Here is a 16,257-nt window from a genome sequence, read left to right on the forward strand (position 1 = left end):
CGTCCCGCCGATATTGCTCCCGAGTGATCTTGGTCCAGGGCATCGTGCTCTCCCTCGAATCTTTGCAAATCCGATGGAATCACACCCCACTGAGATCACTCACCCATTTTTTAGTCAGGCTCTGAGGCGGTGCTGGCATATCTCTCGCGCTATACACACCGCGTCGCCATCGCCAATAGCCGCCTGATCGCCTTCGACCAGCACCGTGTCACCTTCAGGTGGAAAGACTATCGTCTCGACGGCCGCGACCGTCAAAAACGCTTGACGCTCGCCACAGACGAGTTCATCCGCCGCTTCCTCATCCACGTGCTGCCAAAGGGCTTCCACCGCATCCGCCATTACGGCCTGCTGGCGCGCGGCGCCTGTGCCGGCAACATCGAACGCGCGCGCGAACTGCTCGCCGTCAAAGATCGTCAGGATGGGCTCACGGAGACCCTCGTCGACATCGCCAAGCCGCCGTGTCCATCCGTCACGCGGCTCACCAACATACGTTCACTGGCGTGAGCCGCCAACCCCAACCGGTCCAAACCCGACGCCATCGCGTGCAACCACCATACGCCGCGTAACTCCAACCGGGCGCTCCCCAGCCGGGCCCCCAGCCAGGTCCTCCCCACCCCCAGCCAGGACCCCATGCGGCCGCGCTGGCGAGCCCGAGGCCGATACCTATTCCTACCGCTGGTGCACCCCAGCCACCCCCGCGCCAACCGCCGCCATGCCAACCGCCGCCGTGCCATCCACCGTGAAAGCCACGTTGGGCGGACACCCCAGTAGGAGCCAAGGCAAGCACGGCTGCAACAGCGAGAGCGAATAACGGCTTCTTGACCATGACCACCTCCAGTTTGAGTTGTGCGGCATAAACGCTGCGCGATCAGCTTGGTTCTTGTCGCGTCAATCACCAGGACGAGATTAGTGAGTTCGGTAGGCTGAACACCTGCTTATCGGTAAGTGGCAACCCAGTACCCGGTGGGCTCTCCGCACAGCCCCTATGGGACATGGATGCTGTCCTATGCAGCAGGCCATAGACGGACCGCGACGATCGAACGATATTGGAAGATCATCAGCTAAATAAAACGCTCGACGATCAAGGGAGCTTGCGAATGTATGCCAACATTCTCTTGAGCACGGATGGATCGGATGTCGCGAGAAAAGGCATTAAGGAAGGCGTCGCCCTGGCGAAGGCGTTGAATGCCAAAGTGACAATCATCACCGTGACGGAATCGCTGCCGGTCGACTATGGAAGCGGACACGCCGGGGGATGGTTTCCCTCGCAGGAAGAATTTGATCGCTTTGACGCGGCAAAAAAAGAACGAGCGGCCAAAATCCTCGATGAAGCGCGGGCCATCGCCGCGAAGGTCGGGATGTCTGCCGAGCTCTTGCATGTTCCTAATGCACACCCCGCCACCGCGATTGTCGACACAGCAAAGTCCAGAGGTTGCGACCTGATCGTCATGTCCTCTCATGGGCGTCGCGGCTTCAGAAAACTGTTGTTGGGGAGTCAAACGTCGGAGGTCCTGGTCGACGGAAGCGTGCCCGTGTTGGTTGTGCACTAGCGAATGGAGTGCTCGGCCGTCTTCTCTCTACAGCTTTGTTAAAGCGCGCGAGCTGGCCTGATCGTCATCCACTCAGGGACCCGCATGTCTATCGCAATCTCGGCCCTCGGCGGCGTGGGGCTCTTCCTGCTTGGTATGACCGTGATGACGGACGGCTTGAAGTTGCTGGCCGGCTCCGCCCTCCGCACTGTGCTCGCCAAGGCGGCAGCGACTCCGCTGCTCGGCTCCTTCTGGGGCGCGATCGTGACGCTCCTGGTGCAGTCCTCTAGTGCAACAACCATGACGACGATCGGACTTGTGAGCGCAGGTTTGTTGACGTTCCAGCAAGGGTTGGGACTCGTCTTCGGCGCGAATGTCGGCACGACCGCGACGGGCTGGCTGGTTGCGCTGGTGGGCGTGCGTGTCTCGCTCACGTCAGCCGCGCTGCCGATGATCTTCGTTGGTGCGTTGACCAAGCTTTTGACGCGCGGACGAATATCTGGGGTCGGCGCCGCGGTTGCAGGATTTGGGCTTGTGCTTTTCGGGCTGACCACCCTGCAGCAAGGCATGGGCGGACTAGCCGAACGATTGCATCCGGCGGACTTGCCTGCAGTGCTTGCTGGTCCCGAAGCCCAGTGGTGGTCGGGCCTGCTGGGCGTGCTGGCGTTGGTGGGGGCCGGGCTGGTGATGACCGCGCTGATGCAGTCGTCAACCGCAGCGGTCGCGGTTACGTTATCCGCCTACTACGCCGGTGCGATCGGGTTGGACCAGGGCTGTGCGCTGATCATCGGCCAAAATATCGGGACGGCGACGAGTTCCGCATTGGCGGCGATTGGTGCGAGTACCACCGCCAAGCGGCTCGCCATCGCCTATGTCCTTTTCAAGCTTGTCGCCGCCATCATCGCGCTGATGTTCTTTCCCGTCGTCATCCCTCTGCTCGTGCGTAGCTCAAACAGTATCGACGGCGTCACACTGCTGGCTGGGTATCACACCGCGTACAACGTCGTCGGGGTCGCGGTCCTATTGCCTCTGGTCGACTGGTTCACGCGACTAGTCGAGCGCATTTTGCCGGAGCGTGGCTCGCCGCTCACGCGATGCCTCGATACCTCGGCCCTGGCTACACCTGTCGTCGCGGTGGAAGCGGTGCGTCGAACGATCGCGCGTGTGCTCGCAAAGCTATGTGGTTCGATCGAGGCGGCATTGGCCGGCCGCGCTGAGCCAATACGTCTTGGGGAGGCGGCATCGGTACAAGACGCGGCCGATGCCCTGCGTCAGGCGCGAACATTTTTATCCGACGTCAGGGGACCATCTGAGACTGGCGACGAGCAACGGCGGCGCACGAGCACATTGCACGCACTCGACCACACGTCTCGACTGACGGAAATCGCGAAGGCAGGAATTCACGCCAATTCGAAGAATGGCGGACCGGAGGAAATCCGCGCTGCGGAGCTGTGCATGGAAGCGATGCGAAGCGCCGCCACGATTGCGCAGGAGGTGGCGGGCTTGCCCCGCACCACTGACTCGCCGCAAGTCATCGAAGCCGAACTCCGCGCCGACGTCGGTCGGCGCGTGACCTCGACTGACCAGGCCCTGGCCGAGTTGGAGCATTGTACGACACAACTTCGGGGCGTGTTGCGCACTCACCGCAGTTCGACTGTCGGGGCAGTCGCCAATGCAACACTCACCGCCGACGCGGCGCTCACTCGCGTCGAAGCGGTCCGAAACATCGAAGCGCTCTCGCATCACGCTTGGCGCTCTGCAGCCCATCTTGTCGGTCGCGGCTAGAGGCTACGTGGCGTTACGTCGGATGATCTTCAGCAGAAGGAGACCCATGCCAAGGGCAAGCGCGATAATTCCGGCGACAAGACATCCGTTTGAACCGGACTCGAACCCGATCGCGATACCGAGGACGCCGAACGATCAGGACCAATCCCCCGAACTTCTTCAGTAGTAGCGTCGAGCTGTCAGCAGTGTACGCGGCCATGATAAATCTCCCGCTCTGCAGCACTAAACTATCATGCTTGCGCCCCGAGGCTAGACCCGGGTCGCATGTTACTGCACGCGGGGCTGCGTTTTTCGCGCAAATTCGCGCATCTGGACGCTCGCACCAGCTCCATCCCCGCATATGACAGTTGGGCTTACTCAAACTGCGGTGAGAGGGTCACATCTCTTAATTGTGAATGGGCGGTCGGCGTTTGAGGCGGCGCCGGATTTATCAGTTCTGTGTTAGATTTTGGGCTCACATCAGAGTGCGTGAAGGGGCGGGACATCACATCGTTGCGGGAGAGCTCCATGTCGGATCTAGTCGCGATTGTGTATCCATCCGAAGCCAAAGCAGAAGAAGTTCGGCAGAAAATCCTCGAGCTCCAGAAAGAGTATCTGATCGCGATCCAAGATGCCGTGATCGCGGTCAAGACCGGCGAAACGGTCAAACTCAATCAACTCGTGAACACCACCATGGCGGGTGCCGCAGGAGGAAGCTTCTGGGGACTGCTGTTCGGAATCGTGTTCCTTAATCCCCTCATTGGCGTGGCGCTTGGTGCCGGCGCCGGCGCACTGGGCGGCGCGCTGACCGATTTCGGTATTAACGATCAGTTCATGAAGGACCTCAGCTCGAAGGTGAAATCGGGAGATGCCGTTCTGTTCCTGCTGATCAAGAGCATGACTGCAGACAAGGTCCTCAACGAAATCAAGGATGCGGGAGGGACCGTCCTGAAAACCTCTCTCGACGAAAAGAAAGAACAACATCTGCGCGACACCCTTGCCGTGGCTACTCAGGCCAAGGCTGCCTAGGCGTGTGAGGCAAAGCCTAGGGTTGGAGCTCAACGCCGCGGCAGTCTTCGCCGTCGCAGCAGTCGCTCGACATTTCTCCGGGACGCCGGGTCAGCGCGCGAGCGGTAAAGATGGTTGCGCAGTTTCGCGTGCGAAAGGGTTGGCCGAGCTCCGTTTGGCGAGTTCTCTTCCTGGGCGGTCAAGAACCAAGGTGGAAATCATGCGGAAATCGATTTTTTGGATGCTCGCTCTCGCGGCTGCGTTGGCGGTGGTGACAACGACGGGCAGTCGCTCGCATGCCGCAATTATCGGAGGACCGCTCGGCCTGCATGAGGCCGCCGATGAGCTTGGGCTTGCTGAGACTGTCCAATTCCGCTGGAGAGGCCACCGCTACTGTTGGTACACCCGCGGGTGGCGCGGCGCGGGCTGGTATCGGTGTGGCTTTGACTGGCGGCGCGGCCAGGGCTGGGGTGGTCCTGCCGGCTGGCATGGATGGCGGCACCCAGGCCGCCCGGTGGCTCGTCCGCCGAAGCCGGGCCGGCCGGGAATCCAGCGTCCACGACCGCTTCCCGACAGGGTGCCGGGTCGGCCGGGAGCCCGGCCATTGCCTGACAGGATCTGACGTGATGGAGACGCTCTCGCCGCCTAAGCACGCGCACTGGCCTTACATATCGACCGGGCATCTGCCTGAAGCCGAGACGGTGCAGGACCTCGTGCGCGAAGGGCACGCCCGCTTTCGATCGAACAATGACGGCGAGAACTCCAAGGTCTACCCGGCGCTCGAGCGAGCGCCGAGCGACCTGTTCGGCGTGTGCATTGCTGCTACCAGCGGGCAAATCTACGCCGCCGGAGATACCGACTACGAATGAGCGTGTCCAAGCCGTTCGTCTTCGCGCTGGTGTGCGAGGTCAAAAGACCCCGCTGCTTTCTCTTGAGGTCCTCGAGTCGGTCCAGGAACGCGCCGCGGTATATGCGATGTTCGCCGTCGTCGCGCTCGAGGCCTCCCTCAATTTCACAGTCCCGCTGTACATCCAGATCGTGCAGGGCCGCACGGCGATTGCGACCGCGATCGCGATGATGCCGTTCAACCTCACGGTCTTCTTCGCCGCGATGCTGATCGTGCGGCTTTACGGCCGTCTGACGCCGCGCCAGATCGGCCGCTACGGCTTCACGCTCTGCGCCATTGCGCTGGTGTGGCTGGCCTTCGTCGTCCGCAATAACTGGAACGAGTGGCCGGTGCTGCTCGGCCTGATCATTTTCGGTATCGGGCAGGGTTCGCTGGTCACCCGCGAGCGACGTCGGACCGCTGCGCGGCACCACACAAAATCTCGCTTCCGCCGTCGGAACGGCCACAGCCGGCGCATTGCTGGTTGGCCTCCTGAGCGCGATTGCGCTCGGCAGCATCGCGGCGAGCCCGAAGCTGACGCCCGAGCGCAGGTCGATCTCGATAGCATAAACTTCGTCAGCAATGATCGGCTGCAGGCCGTATTGTCCGGCACCACAGCAACGCCGGGGCAGGTCGCCGAAGCCGTGCGGATCAACACGGAATCTCGACAGCGCGCTTTGAAGATCGGTCTTTTGATCCTGGCCGGTCTGGCGCTGCTCTCGATCATTCCGGCCGGACGTCTGCCCGACTATCGGCCGGGCGAATTGCACGGTGGATTTGTGAGCAGGCGCATCAGCAGTTGAAGGAGGAACTTGGACTTGATCACTTCGAAGGGCGATCATGGCAAGGTCTTCATCGCCACGCCTTGATGACAATGATTGCCTACGCCTTCCTGCAACATCGTCGCCTCGCATACGCGGGGCGGAAAAAAAGAATCAACGGGCCTCCGCCTCAGCCAACCATGCCAGCCGTACGTCACGCCATCGTCGATCTCATCCTTCGGCCGCCGTCTCAGCAGTGCCCATATTGCCGAAAGCAAATCCGTGAAAAACAGCGGCGAAAACACAATCTGCCAAAGTAGTGCTAACTAATCGCGAGCATTGCGAAGCCGGGCTCCACACGCTGCACTGCGGCCGCGCGGCGATCAGGCCGCGGCACACGGAGCCCGGTCGGCATGATAGGATAGGGCACGGCCCACCGAGGCGGGGCCATTGAACAGACAGCGCGAGATTGTCTCTGTCTCGCGAGAATGTCTCCGTCCCAATCTCTGTCTTAAGAAGGGAGGACACTTCATGCCGAGAAAAGAGATTCTCGACCAGATCCAGAAGTATATCCACCCGTTCCGCATTTCCAGCGGCAAGGGCTTTCAGCTGAAGGACTTCGACCCCGGCGACACGCGCGGTCTGAACATGGAAAAGGACGAGGCTGCCGACCTTCTTCAACGCGGCACTCGGTGGCTCGCAGAAGAACAGGACATGCTCTATGCCCAGGACCGTTGGTCGTTGCTCCTCTTGTTCCAGGCCATGGATGCGGCTGGCAAAGACGGCACGATCAAGCACGTCATGTCGGGGGTGAATCCGCAGGGCTGCCAGGTCTTTTCGTTCAAGCAGCCCTCACGGGAGGATCTCGCACATGACTTCATGTGGCGCTACGTCACGCGGCTGCCGGAGCGTGGTCGAATCGGAATCTTCAATCGTTCCTACTACGAGGAGGTCCTCGTTGTGCGCGTTCACGAGGAAATCTTGAAGCGGCAGAGGCTGCCGCCGTCGTTCATGGGCACGCGGATCTGGGACGAGCGGCTCGCGGACATTGCACACTTCGAGGATTACCTTACCCGGCAGGGCATAATCATCCTCAAGTTCTTCCTGCATGTGTCGCGCGAAGAGCAGAAAAAGCGCTTCATGAAGCGCCTCGAAAATCCAGAGAAGAATTGGAAGTTCTCTCCATCGGACGTGCACGAGCGCAAGTTCTGGCGCGACTATATGAGCGCGTTCGAGGCGGCGATCGCGGCCACTGCATCGGAGCAGGCGCCGTGGTACGTGGTGCCGGCCGACAACAAGTGGTTCACCCGTCTTGTCGTCGCCGCGGCGATCGTGGAGGCTGTCGAGAAGCTCGACCTTGCATATCCCAAGGTGAGCCCGGAGCAGAAGAAGGAGCTGGCGGCGGCTCGTGCGCAGCTTGCGCGGGAAGCCTAGTTTCCAATCTCGAACGTAGCTCGGCAAGAGATCGAACCACGCGCGCAATCGTGCGAAAGAGAGAGGTTCACGCGCCGGCTTCCGCGGCGACAACAGCTTTCCGCAGAATGCCCGACGAGCGAATGACAAGCTTCTCCGCCTCCACGACAAGGAAGAGCAGAATCCCGCCCGAAAGAAGCCAGGGCCACACCCAAAGCGGGATGGCTTCGTTGCCAAACATTGCCTGGACCGGTGGTGCGTAGGTGAAAATCAGTTGCAGGATCACGACGGCAATGATGCCGAGCGGCAAATACGTGTTGCCCATATGCGCCTTCAAGGAGAGCGACGAATCGAGCAGGTAGCGGCTATTCAGCAAATAGAACACTTGGCCGATTGTGATGGCATTGACGGCCACCGTTCGGGCAAGCCCTTCCGATGCGCCTTGCGCCTTCATCCAGAAGAACGCGAGCAAGGTGTAGGCAAGCAGCGCCGAGCCGACAAAGATGATCCGCCAAATCCCGAAGCCGGTCACGATCGGGCGATCAACTGCCCGCGGGGACCGCTGCATCACATCGATCTCGTGCGGCTCGAAGGAGATGACCAGGCCAAGCGCGACCGAAGTTACCATATTGACCCAGAGTACCTGTGGGGCCGTGATCGGCATCGTGAACCCGACCAAGATTGCCGCCGCAATGACCAGCGCCTGCGCGACGTTGGTGGGCAGCAGGAATAGCATGGCCTTCTCGATGTTGTTGTAGACAGTGCGCCCCTCCTTCACCGCCGCCGAGATCGAGGCGAAATTGTCGTCGGCCAGGATCATTTCGGCGGCCTCCTTCGTGACCTCGGTGCCTTTGATACCCATCGCAACCCCGATGTCGGCCTTCTTGAGAGAGGGAGCGTCGTTCACACCATCGCCTGTCATCGCCACAATTTGACCGTTGGCCTGGATCGCTTTCACCAAGCGTAGCTTGTGTTCGGGGCTGGCGCGCGCGAAGACGTCAACGGCGCGGACGCATTCCTGCAACGTCGCGGTGTCCATGTCCTCGATTTCGGCGCCCGTGATCGCGGTCCTTCCGTCGCCGAGCCCAAGCATCTTGGCGATGGCGGCGGCGGTGATCTTGTGGTCACCGGTGATCATGGTGACCCGGATGCCGCCACCGTGGCACTCCTTGACGGCTTCGATTGCCTCTTTTCGCGGCGGGTCCAGCAGGCCGATCAGGCCGAGCAAGACCAGCGTCCTTGGCAGGTCGGTCGCAGTGAGAGCACCAGCCTTCAGATTCGGATTCTGCAGCCAGGCGAGTGCCAGCACACGTTCGCCTTGGGCCGCAAGCCTGTCCGATTGTGTGAGGAAGTGCTCGCGGTCAAGCGGGCTCGACTGGCCGTCGCCTGTCTGCTGGCGATCACAGTGCTCGATGATCACTTCGGGGGCGCCTTTGACGAGCAGGACTTGCTCTCCGCCCGCGGTTCTTTGGAGCGTCGCCATGAACTTGTGTTCGGATTCGAACGGAATGACGTCGATGCGCGGAGATGCAGCCTGCTCCGTCTGCCGATCCAGACCGAGCTTGGCCGCGAATGGATAGAGCGCGCCTTCAGTCGGATCGCCCTCCACCTTCCAGGTGCTTTCCTCCTTGAACAATTCCGCATCGTTGCAAAGCACGGAGACCCGGCCCATCAGCGCAAGCACGGCGTCCTTGCCCGCGGGCTGTCCGTCCTTTCTGATTTCCCCCTCCGGAGAATAGCCATCGCCCGTGACTTGATACGCGGAATTAGCTGTGACGGCGGAAACCACCATCATCTCCATGAGCGTCAGCGTACCCGTCTTGTCCGAGCAAATCCGCGACACCGAGCCGAGTGTCTCGACTGCGGGTAACCGGCGGATAATGGCATTGCGCTGGGCCATGCGCTGGACGCCGATGGCCAGGGTGATCGTGATGAGTGCAGGCAGTCCTTCCGGGATGAGCGATACGGCGATGCCGACGACCGCCTGGAACAGCTCCACAAAGTCGATACCCTTCACCCACTTGCCGTAGGCGAAGATCAGGACGCTGATCACCCCGATCGCCATGGTGATGGCGTAGCCGAATTTTTTGATTTGGCGCAGCAGCGGAGTCTCTAGAGGGCTGACATCGGCAAGCAACTGGTTGATACGACCAAGTTCCGTCTCACTGCCGGTCGCGACGACCAATCCGGCCGCGCGACCGGATACGACCATGGTGCCGGAAAATGCCATGCATTCGCGATCCCCGACTGTCGCGTTCGCAGACACCACGTCGACGCTCTTTTCCGCCGGCACCGATTCGCCAGTGAGGGCCGCCTCTTCGGTCCGCAAGTTCTTCGTCTCGAAAAGGCGTAGATCCGCTGGAATCTTGTCGCCTGACTCCAGGAGCACGACGTCCCCCGGAACGACCTGCTCCGCGGGAATCATGCGGGTCTCTCCACCGCGTACCGTCCGCGCTTCGGCGGACAGCATGTTGCGGATGGAATCCAGTGCCTTCTCGGCCTTACCCTCCTGAATGAACCCGAGGAGCGCGTTGAGAACGACGACGCCAAATATGATTGCCGCGTCGACCCATAGGTTCAGCATCAGCTTGGTGAATCCTGCGGCGAGCAGCACATAGACCAGGATGTTGTTGAACTGCGCGAGAAGCCTGGCAAATGGGCCCCGTTTTCTGCCTTCCGGCAAACGGTTCGGCCCGTATTTTCGAAGTCGGGCCGCTGCCTCAGCCGGGTCAAGCCCGTTTTCGCCACTGGTAGCCAGCCGCCTAATGACCTCGTGTTGAGGTGTCGCGTGCCAAGGCCGCAGCTCATTGGCCGTGTTCGCATTCGCTGTTGTGCTCATGCTCATGCTCGCCCGATGAAGAGGTGGTCGCCTTAGCGGGCGCAATGGCCTCGAGGGGGCTGTGCGCAAGACGTCGGTATCGCTCATCGATCGATCAACGCGCGGGACGGCAAACACCCGATATCGAAGCTCGCCCTAAGTGCGAACAGGACGGCTGCCATAGTGCGGATGACGACCGCCGCGATGACGCCAGTGGCGATGCTTCGTCGGGTTTGTATTTCTGTTAGGTGTCGCGCTCCCGGTTGCAGGTGTGACGGATTGCTTTGGCGTGGGCGTGCCCTGGCCGCTTGACTGGGCCAGTGACGGGATTGCGGCGACAGCCGTAACCAATCCGCCAACGATCAAAGCGCCGCAGACAGTCCGGATCTTCATGCTCGCCTCCAGGTAGCAGCGGGACGCCACGACTCTAAATCGAGATTGCTCCGACGGCCAGCAATTGAAAAAAGCGCGCTTGGCGCTCCAGTCACTCGCTGGCTCTCCACCTCTGGCCCGGTGCGATTGGACAAAGATGCTGTCCTATGCAGTTTGTGCTGGCCATCTGCCGTTTGGGACGAAGATGATCCTTACTCGCTTTACCATCAGTCGGATTTCCGCTTTTGGGCCCCATCGCGACATATTGCGCTGCCGCACGAAGTCGGTCGCTATTGGGGCAAAGCAGACATTGCTTTAGTCGCATCACGCCGCCGGGTTTATGGGTACACGGCCTGGCCGTGGGTGAAAACCGGATATCCATTGACGTAACGAATCGGCCGTGATTCGATTCCGGCACTGGCTGCTACAGGCCAGGCAAGCGGCCCGCACAGATGCCGTGAGGCCATTCACATTTGAAAATCGCGAGTCGATCTAACGACGAGCAAACCTCGGTGTCGGAGAATCGCGATGCCATTATTCAATAGCGAAAGCTGGTCGGGAACAGCCACCGCTTCGGTGGTCGGCATTCTTATCGTAACAGCGCTTGCCTTTGCGGTCGTTGGTTATGTGGAGTGGTCATCGGACGCCAATCTGGCCCAATTCACGAACCGATCGACGACCGCGGTGGCCATGGCCAGCTCAACTCCGATTCTGCCTCTCAAGGGACGAACAGGTTGCGGGCAGGTCAATAAGTCGTTGCAGTCGCTTATTCTACCGCTCGAATGACACCGCAGAAAAGCACGCCGTGTCGTAACGAAGAGTGATCGCCGCGCTTGGGACTAATCCCTATGAGCCCGGTGTCCACCGAAGGGTGAAGGAGCGAGTGGCTTTGTCGGAGATAGTCTACCTAGCTCCCGGCTCTTACGTCCCCAACCCGGTCGGGAGTTAGAATGGCGACCTCCGGCGCGCCGCCGGTGTCGGGGGCGTTTTTCATGGAGCTTATGTAGCGCAGCGCGATTTTGGAGTGATTGACCGCAGGAAGCTGTCCAATCCGCTCTGGCTGCAGTTTTTCTTCTCGCTGGTCTGTTGCGGCGTTTCGGGACGTACTGGCGGCGTTCCGCTGCTCGCTCGGACGGGGGCGTGACAGCGAATTGGACGGTGGCTTTGGGGCAGTCGTTGCGGGTGAAGCATCGATGCCATGGTGCCGTACGCCATTGGCTCGCCCGACATGAGCTTTTAGTTAGGACAATCGAGCTGACGAATTAGGGCACCCGAATGGCCTCTTATGACCGGAATCCAGCGATGAAAGGGGGTGCAGATTTCCCCTTGTCCCCACCGAGCTTTACCGGCCCGGTTGAAAGCCCGGGGAGCAGGCGGACCCGCCAAGCTCCTCCGCTAGATGGGGGCGCTGCATGTCGGAGGTGCCTACCAGAAGCTGGCCCCCGCCAATAGCAAAACTGCGCCGATTGCCATCAGGAGCATGCCCGGCCAGTTCGCTTCGACCCCTAAGAATCCTAAGCCGCGATGTGACGGCTCGAGAGTGTCACCGGCCGGTCGACTAAGTGATCCGCGCCAAATAGCGGCGCGCGCCATGTACAATACTCCACCGAGAACGAGCAGCGCACCAAGTCCCAACAGGAACATTCTCCGCCTCCTCAGTTCAGAGCTACGGATTCAAGCGCCGGCAGCCGTGATTCGTTCTGGGTCGCCAAAGTGGAGGCAGAGGCACTCGACATCTCATGCCGCCGACCGATCTCCGGACGTTCAGCCGGGCGCCGACACCGCGCTTGCCGCTATCGTTGCAGGCTAAGCTTGGTCCTCTGCGGTCATCGGATGGACGCTCAACCTCTGGTGCGGTTGGCCGCTTCAGCCTCCCGCGCCAGCCGTTCTGCCTTTAGACGCTCCCGGTTATCGTGGAACGCTTTTTGCGCTTTGGCGTAGTCGGTCATAATTTCCTTCGCCTTGACCGCTCTGAATGCCTTGTGGGCATCGCGTTCCGCAGCTGTCGGTGCCCGTCGGTCTCGGTCGCTAATCATCGTTGACCTCCCATTTGGGCTCAACAAGTCAACGCGTAGAGCTGGCTTTCGATCCTGTCGGCTAACCGGGGACATCTGGACGGCAATATTCACGCCGTTCAGTAAGTCAGTACGAGCAGGCGCTGCACAATGGCACCCAGGCAAACGAGCACCACCAGCAACTTGAGAAGATTCGCTAATCGGCCGTCGGGCGTGGGAGATGCGCGATTTTGGCGTTTCTGCGAATTCCGCCGCTTCCGCTCGATACTTCGTCACCTTTGACGTGGATATCCAAGAGTGTAAGAGCTGAGCGGGTGAACTGCCTCAAAACGATTGGATGAGATATCGCAGGTTTGGCTGGTGAGGGAAAGGCGGCTGCGCTCCCCCGCTACTGCGGGCCACGATTTTGTACGCAAACTACGATTTTCAACGATCGCGTTCGCTGGATGGTGACCACGCATCGTGCCCCCGTCCTGCTAGCCCCCAGTGTGTCTCTGTGCCGATGCCGGGTCGACATTTGAGCCACAAAAACGCGACCCACTGTCGACCCGGGGTCGATCCGGCTAGCCGATCTTGATCGCGGCAGCGCGCGCCCTAAGGGCAATAGCTAAGGGCAATATAGGCTGCGAATTCGTTCGCTTCCTTCGCACCGCGATGGCACCGAGCTCCGCCATCATCAGCACGGTCTCCGCTACTTCATGAAGCTCTGGCGTTCAGTTGCCTCATTCGGAGGGGAGGGCGGAGATGCCCCAGAGCTGAAATGGTCCTCAGTGCCTCGGGGCTGGAAGACTCAACATCTCGGCCAGGAATATCGCGGAGGCCCTGCTGTCGTGGGCTGACGATAGATGGATGGCAATGTTGCTCCTCGCAAGAGCAATCGGAGCTTTCTCGCTCCGTCGCTCATTCTTCGTCCGGCTCGCGCACGACCGGCAGTTCATCGGCGTGGTTCTCTTCCTCTTCTTCCTCCTCGTCCTCTTCTTCCTCCGGATCTCTGGGTGGCATCGCGTTGCCCATGATCGGACTGCAGTCGATCAACTTGGTGGAAAATTCGTCGGGGACGTGTAGCCTCATGTTGTTACCTCCTCGGTGCTTCTGGAGAGATCCGTCTTGGGTTGCGACATGGCGCTATTTGGGTGGCTGTAGGCCGGAGGAGGAAAGCCATTCCTGCATGCGAGCAGCAGCTTCGGCCTTACGTGCCTGGCGGATTAGCTTCTTGCGCTCGACCCCGGGCGGGACATCCTGAGCTTCCTTACGCAGACGTGTGGCCTGTTCTTCCAAGTGCTCATTCGGTGGCGGTGTTTGATTGAAAACACGTCTTTTCATGACGGCGCTCCTTTTCCGATTCCGGCAAGGGCGGGAGCGCCATGGCGTTCTCATCACCGATGACGGAAGGACAGTGCGGTGATGAGCACTAACGTTCTGGAACCCGGATGGTCGCGGCTATCGCCGAACTGTTAATGTTCAGATTGGGCCAGGCGTTGCTGTTCCGTGGTCGCTCGGAAGTCGTCGACGCCGACCTTGCGGGCTCCTTCGGGAGCATTTCGCAGCCGATCTTCTCAAGTCGGTGGCGCGCCGGATAGGCGAAAGGAACCTTGCATTGTCTGGTCAATTGTTGAACAGGCACCCTAGTGGCCGAAGCTGACGAGCTTCGATTGATTATCCATGGCGAAGGAGATCAGAACGACCGCTGGATCAACAGGGACGGTCGATGCGGCCGCCGAGCCGACTGCGCCATCGGCCCGCGCTGAGCTGTTCTACGCCCAGGCCTTGCGCGAGCTCGCGAAGCTCGATCTTCCGTTTCTGTTGGCAGGCACGTATGCGCTGAGCGCCTATACCGGCGTGGTGCGCGCGACCAAAGATCTCGATATCGTGTGCAAGCCGACTGACTATCCCCGTATTCTCGACCACTTTCAGAACCTCGGATACAGTGTCGCAATCGAGGATGAACGCTGGCTCGGCAAAGTCTTCCAAGACGAGCACTTCTTCGACGTGATCTTCGCGTTCTGGCATGGCATGGCTCCCGTGAACGACCAGTGGTTCGAATCCGCGCCGCGCGTCAAAGTGTTCGGCACGCCGACGCGCGTCATCGCCCCGACGGAGTTGATCTGGTCCAAGGCCTTCGTCCAGTTGCGGCACCGTTACGACGGCGCGGACATCGCGCATGTCATTCTCAAGCAGCACGATCAGATAGACTGGCTGCGTCTGCTTGCCTACATGGAGTTGCATTGGGAGGTGCTTCTGGCACATCTACTCAACTTCCGCTGGGCCTATCCGAGTGAGCGCGATTGCGTGCCGCGCTGGCTGATGGACGAACTGGTCGCCCGCCTGAAGACGCAGCTCGAGCTTCCTCCTCCGCGCGTGAAGATATGTCGGGGCCGGCTGTTTTCGCTGGTCGATTATGAGCCGGCCGTGGAGGAATGGGGGTTTGTCGACGCAGGCGGGGGCAATGAGCAGCGCGATGTCTGAAAAACCTGACAAGTTCACCTTCGCTGCCATTGGCGATCTCCACATGAAGGAGGACCGTACATTGTCTTTCCGGGAGCTCTTTGCCGAGGTCTCGACCAAGGCCCAGGTGCTTGTCCTTTGCGGCGATCTCACGGACCTCGGCAAGCCGTCCGAAGCGGAACTTCTGGCAGAGGATTTGCGTGCCTGCTCCATTCCCGTTGTCGGCGTGCTCGGAAATCACGACTACGAATCCGGCCAGACTGAAGACGTAAAGCGCGTTTTGAAGGGCGCCGGGATGCACCTGCTCAACGGGCAGTCGTATGAAATCAACGGCGTCGCCTTCGTCGGGGTGAAGGGCTTCATCGGCGGCTTCGGCCGTCGCATGCTTGCTTCGTTCGGCGAGGCCGTCGTCAAGGACTTGGTCGCCGAAGCCGTCAACGAAGCGACACGCCTGGAAAATGCGATGCGCGCTGTGGCGAGCAAGCAGGCTGTCGTCGTTCTTCACTATGCGCCGATTCCCGATACGGTCGAAGGCGAGCCACTGGAGATTCTTCCGTTCCTTGGCTCGTCACGTCTCGGCGAAACGATTGATCGATTCAAAGTGAGCGCGGTGGTGCACGGCCATGCTCATCAGGGGCGCTATGAAGGCCGAACACCCGGAGGCGCACGGGTCTACAACGTGGCCCGATCAATTGAAAAGCCCACCGGTCGACCCTATGCCTTGATTGAAGTCTGAGGGGGCCGTGATCGATGGCAGCAAAACCAGTATCTCGATTGGTACGCTCACAGCTCAGGCGCACGGATTCCATGGACAGTGGGCGACTACTTTGGTCACATCGAAGGGGTTCCTGAGGCCGCTACGGATAGGCAGAAAGGCACTTATGGCAGGAACGAGCGAACGAACTATATCGGAGTCGATAAGAAGAATTTGCCGGGTGAACGGGATTGGGTTCTTCAGTTTGAATACGACTACGATAAACGACGGGTCTCGGGCGCAATTCAGGGGATGACCGTTGATACGTTTCTAGCGGGACTGCGTGCGTCGTAGGCGAGGGCTACCACCGGGGCGAGGACCTATCGCAATACTTCGTGCCGGAGCACTGTCGCAGAGGGCCACGCCGAAGAATAGACCGCCCCTAGCAGGCTGTTGAAAAAAGGCGGTCGCCGCCGACCGAGGATCATGATTCATTGGCTCCGACGAGATTCGGAGATGGTGCGTGCGCGGCGGCGACAATCGAACGGGCGA

Annotated in this window: 13 protein-coding genes and 2 pseudogenes; 11 read left to right on the forward strand and 4 right to left on the reverse strand. The window is 60.4% G+C overall.

Going from position 1 to position 16,257, the window contains the following annotated elements; genetic code table 11:
• Nucleotides 1-114 precede the first annotated feature (114 nt).
• The 8 genes and pseudogenes from ACZBJS_RS40010 to ACZBJS_RS40045 all read left to right on the forward strand — a co-directional run.
• Nucleotides 115-402: pseudogene (locus ACZBJS_RS40010) on the forward strand (transposase); the annotation flags it as partial.
• Nucleotides 403-1,097: 695 nt separating this feature from the next.
• Nucleotides 1,098-1,550, forward strand: coding sequence for a universal stress protein (locus ACZBJS_RS40015; RefSeq protein ID WP_092229199.1), 453 nt, complete (start codon nt 1,098-1,100; stop codon nt 1,548-1,550).
• A gap of 84 nt (nt 1,551-1,634) precedes the next feature.
• Nucleotides 1,635-3,314 (forward strand): Na/Pi cotransporter family protein, encoded by a 1,680-nt coding sequence (locus ACZBJS_RS40020; RefSeq protein WP_463440124.1) that lies wholly within the window; start codon nt 1,635-1,637, stop codon nt 3,312-3,314.
• 507 nt (nt 3,315-3,821) lie between these two features.
• Nucleotides 3,822-4,322 carry a DUF1269 domain-containing protein gene (locus ACZBJS_RS40025; protein ID WP_463440125.1) on the forward strand — a complete coding sequence of 167 codons (501 nt, stop codon included), beginning with the start codon at nt 3,822-3,824 and terminating at the stop codon, nt 4,320-4,322.
• A 605-nt stretch (nt 4,323-4,927) separates the two neighbouring features.
• The gene (locus ACZBJS_RS40030) at nt 4,928-5,170 is read left to right on the forward strand and encodes a glutaminase (protein ID WP_316399288.1); all 243 of its coding nucleotides are present in this window, start codon (nt 4,928-4,930) and stop codon (nt 5,168-5,170) included.
• A gap of 31 nt (nt 5,171-5,201) precedes the next feature.
• Complete coding sequence (locus ACZBJS_RS40035) at nt 5,202-5,990, forward strand: MFS transporter (protein ID WP_463440129.1); 789 nt, start codon at nt 5,202-5,204, stop codon at nt 5,988-5,990.
• Nucleotides 5,942-6,234: pseudogene (locus ACZBJS_RS40040) on the forward strand (IS701 family transposase); the annotation flags it as partial. The gene ACZBJS_RS40035 and the pseudogene ACZBJS_RS40040, both read left to right, overlap by 49 nt.
• A gap of 245 nt (nt 6,235-6,479) precedes the next feature.
• The gene (locus ACZBJS_RS40045) at nt 6,480-7,382 is read left to right on the forward strand and encodes a PPK2 family polyphosphate kinase (RefSeq protein ID WP_316399291.1); all 903 of its coding nucleotides are present in this window, start codon (nt 6,480-6,482) and stop codon (nt 7,380-7,382) included.
• A gap of 67 nt (nt 7,383-7,449) precedes the next feature.
• On the opposite strand, the gene ACZBJS_RS40050 is transcribed toward ACZBJS_RS40045, so the two are convergent.
• Nucleotides 7,450-10,200, reverse strand: a complete 2,751-nt coding sequence (locus tag ACZBJS_RS40050; protein WP_316399292.1) for a cation-translocating P-type ATPase — start codon at nt 10,198-10,200, stop codon at nt 7,450-7,452.
• Nucleotides 10,201-11,079: 879 nt separating this feature from the next.
• On the opposite strand from ACZBJS_RS40050, the gene ACZBJS_RS40055 reads away from it, so the two are divergent.
• Nucleotides 11,080-11,337 (forward strand): hypothetical protein, encoded by a 258-nt coding sequence (locus ACZBJS_RS40055; protein ID WP_463440126.1) that lies wholly within the window; start codon nt 11,080-11,082, stop codon nt 11,335-11,337.
• 1,055 nt (nt 11,338-12,392) lie between these two features.
• Here ACZBJS_RS40055 and ACZBJS_RS40060 read toward each other — a convergent pair.
• The 3 genes from ACZBJS_RS40060 to ACZBJS_RS40070 all read right to left on the reverse strand — a co-directional run bounded on the left by ACZBJS_RS40060 (nt 12,393) and on the right by ACZBJS_RS40070 (nt 13,889).
• Nucleotides 12,393-12,587, reverse strand: a complete 195-nt coding sequence (locus ACZBJS_RS40060; RefSeq protein ID WP_463440127.1) for a hypothetical protein — start codon at nt 12,585-12,587, stop codon at nt 12,393-12,395.
• 879 nt (nt 12,588-13,466) lie between these two features.
• Nucleotides 13,467-13,637 carry a hypothetical protein gene (locus ACZBJS_RS40065; protein WP_316399491.1) on the reverse strand — a complete coding sequence of 57 codons (171 nt, stop codon included), beginning with the start codon at nt 13,635-13,637 and terminating at the stop codon, nt 13,467-13,469.
• A gap of 54 nt (nt 13,638-13,691) precedes the next feature.
• Nucleotides 13,692-13,889 (reverse strand): hypothetical protein, encoded by a 198-nt coding sequence (locus tag ACZBJS_RS40070; protein WP_316399492.1) that lies wholly within the window; start codon nt 13,887-13,889, stop codon nt 13,692-13,694.
• Nucleotides 13,890-14,228: 339 nt separating this feature from the next.
• On the opposite strand from ACZBJS_RS40070, the gene ACZBJS_RS40075 reads away from it, so the two are divergent.
• Both ACZBJS_RS40075 and ACZBJS_RS40080 read left to right on the forward strand, forming a co-directional pair.
• A complete protein-coding gene (locus tag ACZBJS_RS40075; RefSeq protein ID WP_463440128.1) occupies nt 14,229-15,032 on the forward strand; it encodes a nucleotidyltransferase family protein in 804 nt (267 codons plus the stop codon).
• Nucleotides 15,013-15,747 (forward strand): metallophosphoesterase family protein, encoded by a 735-nt coding sequence (locus ACZBJS_RS40080; RefSeq protein WP_316399511.1) that lies wholly within the window; start codon nt 15,013-15,015, stop codon nt 15,745-15,747. The genes ACZBJS_RS40075 and ACZBJS_RS40080 overlap by 20 nt, the downstream gene beginning before the upstream one ends.
• The last annotated feature ends 510 nt before the right edge of the window (nt 15,748-16,257 follow it).

This window comes from Bradyrhizobium sp. KZN70725, from assembly GCF_055264925.1.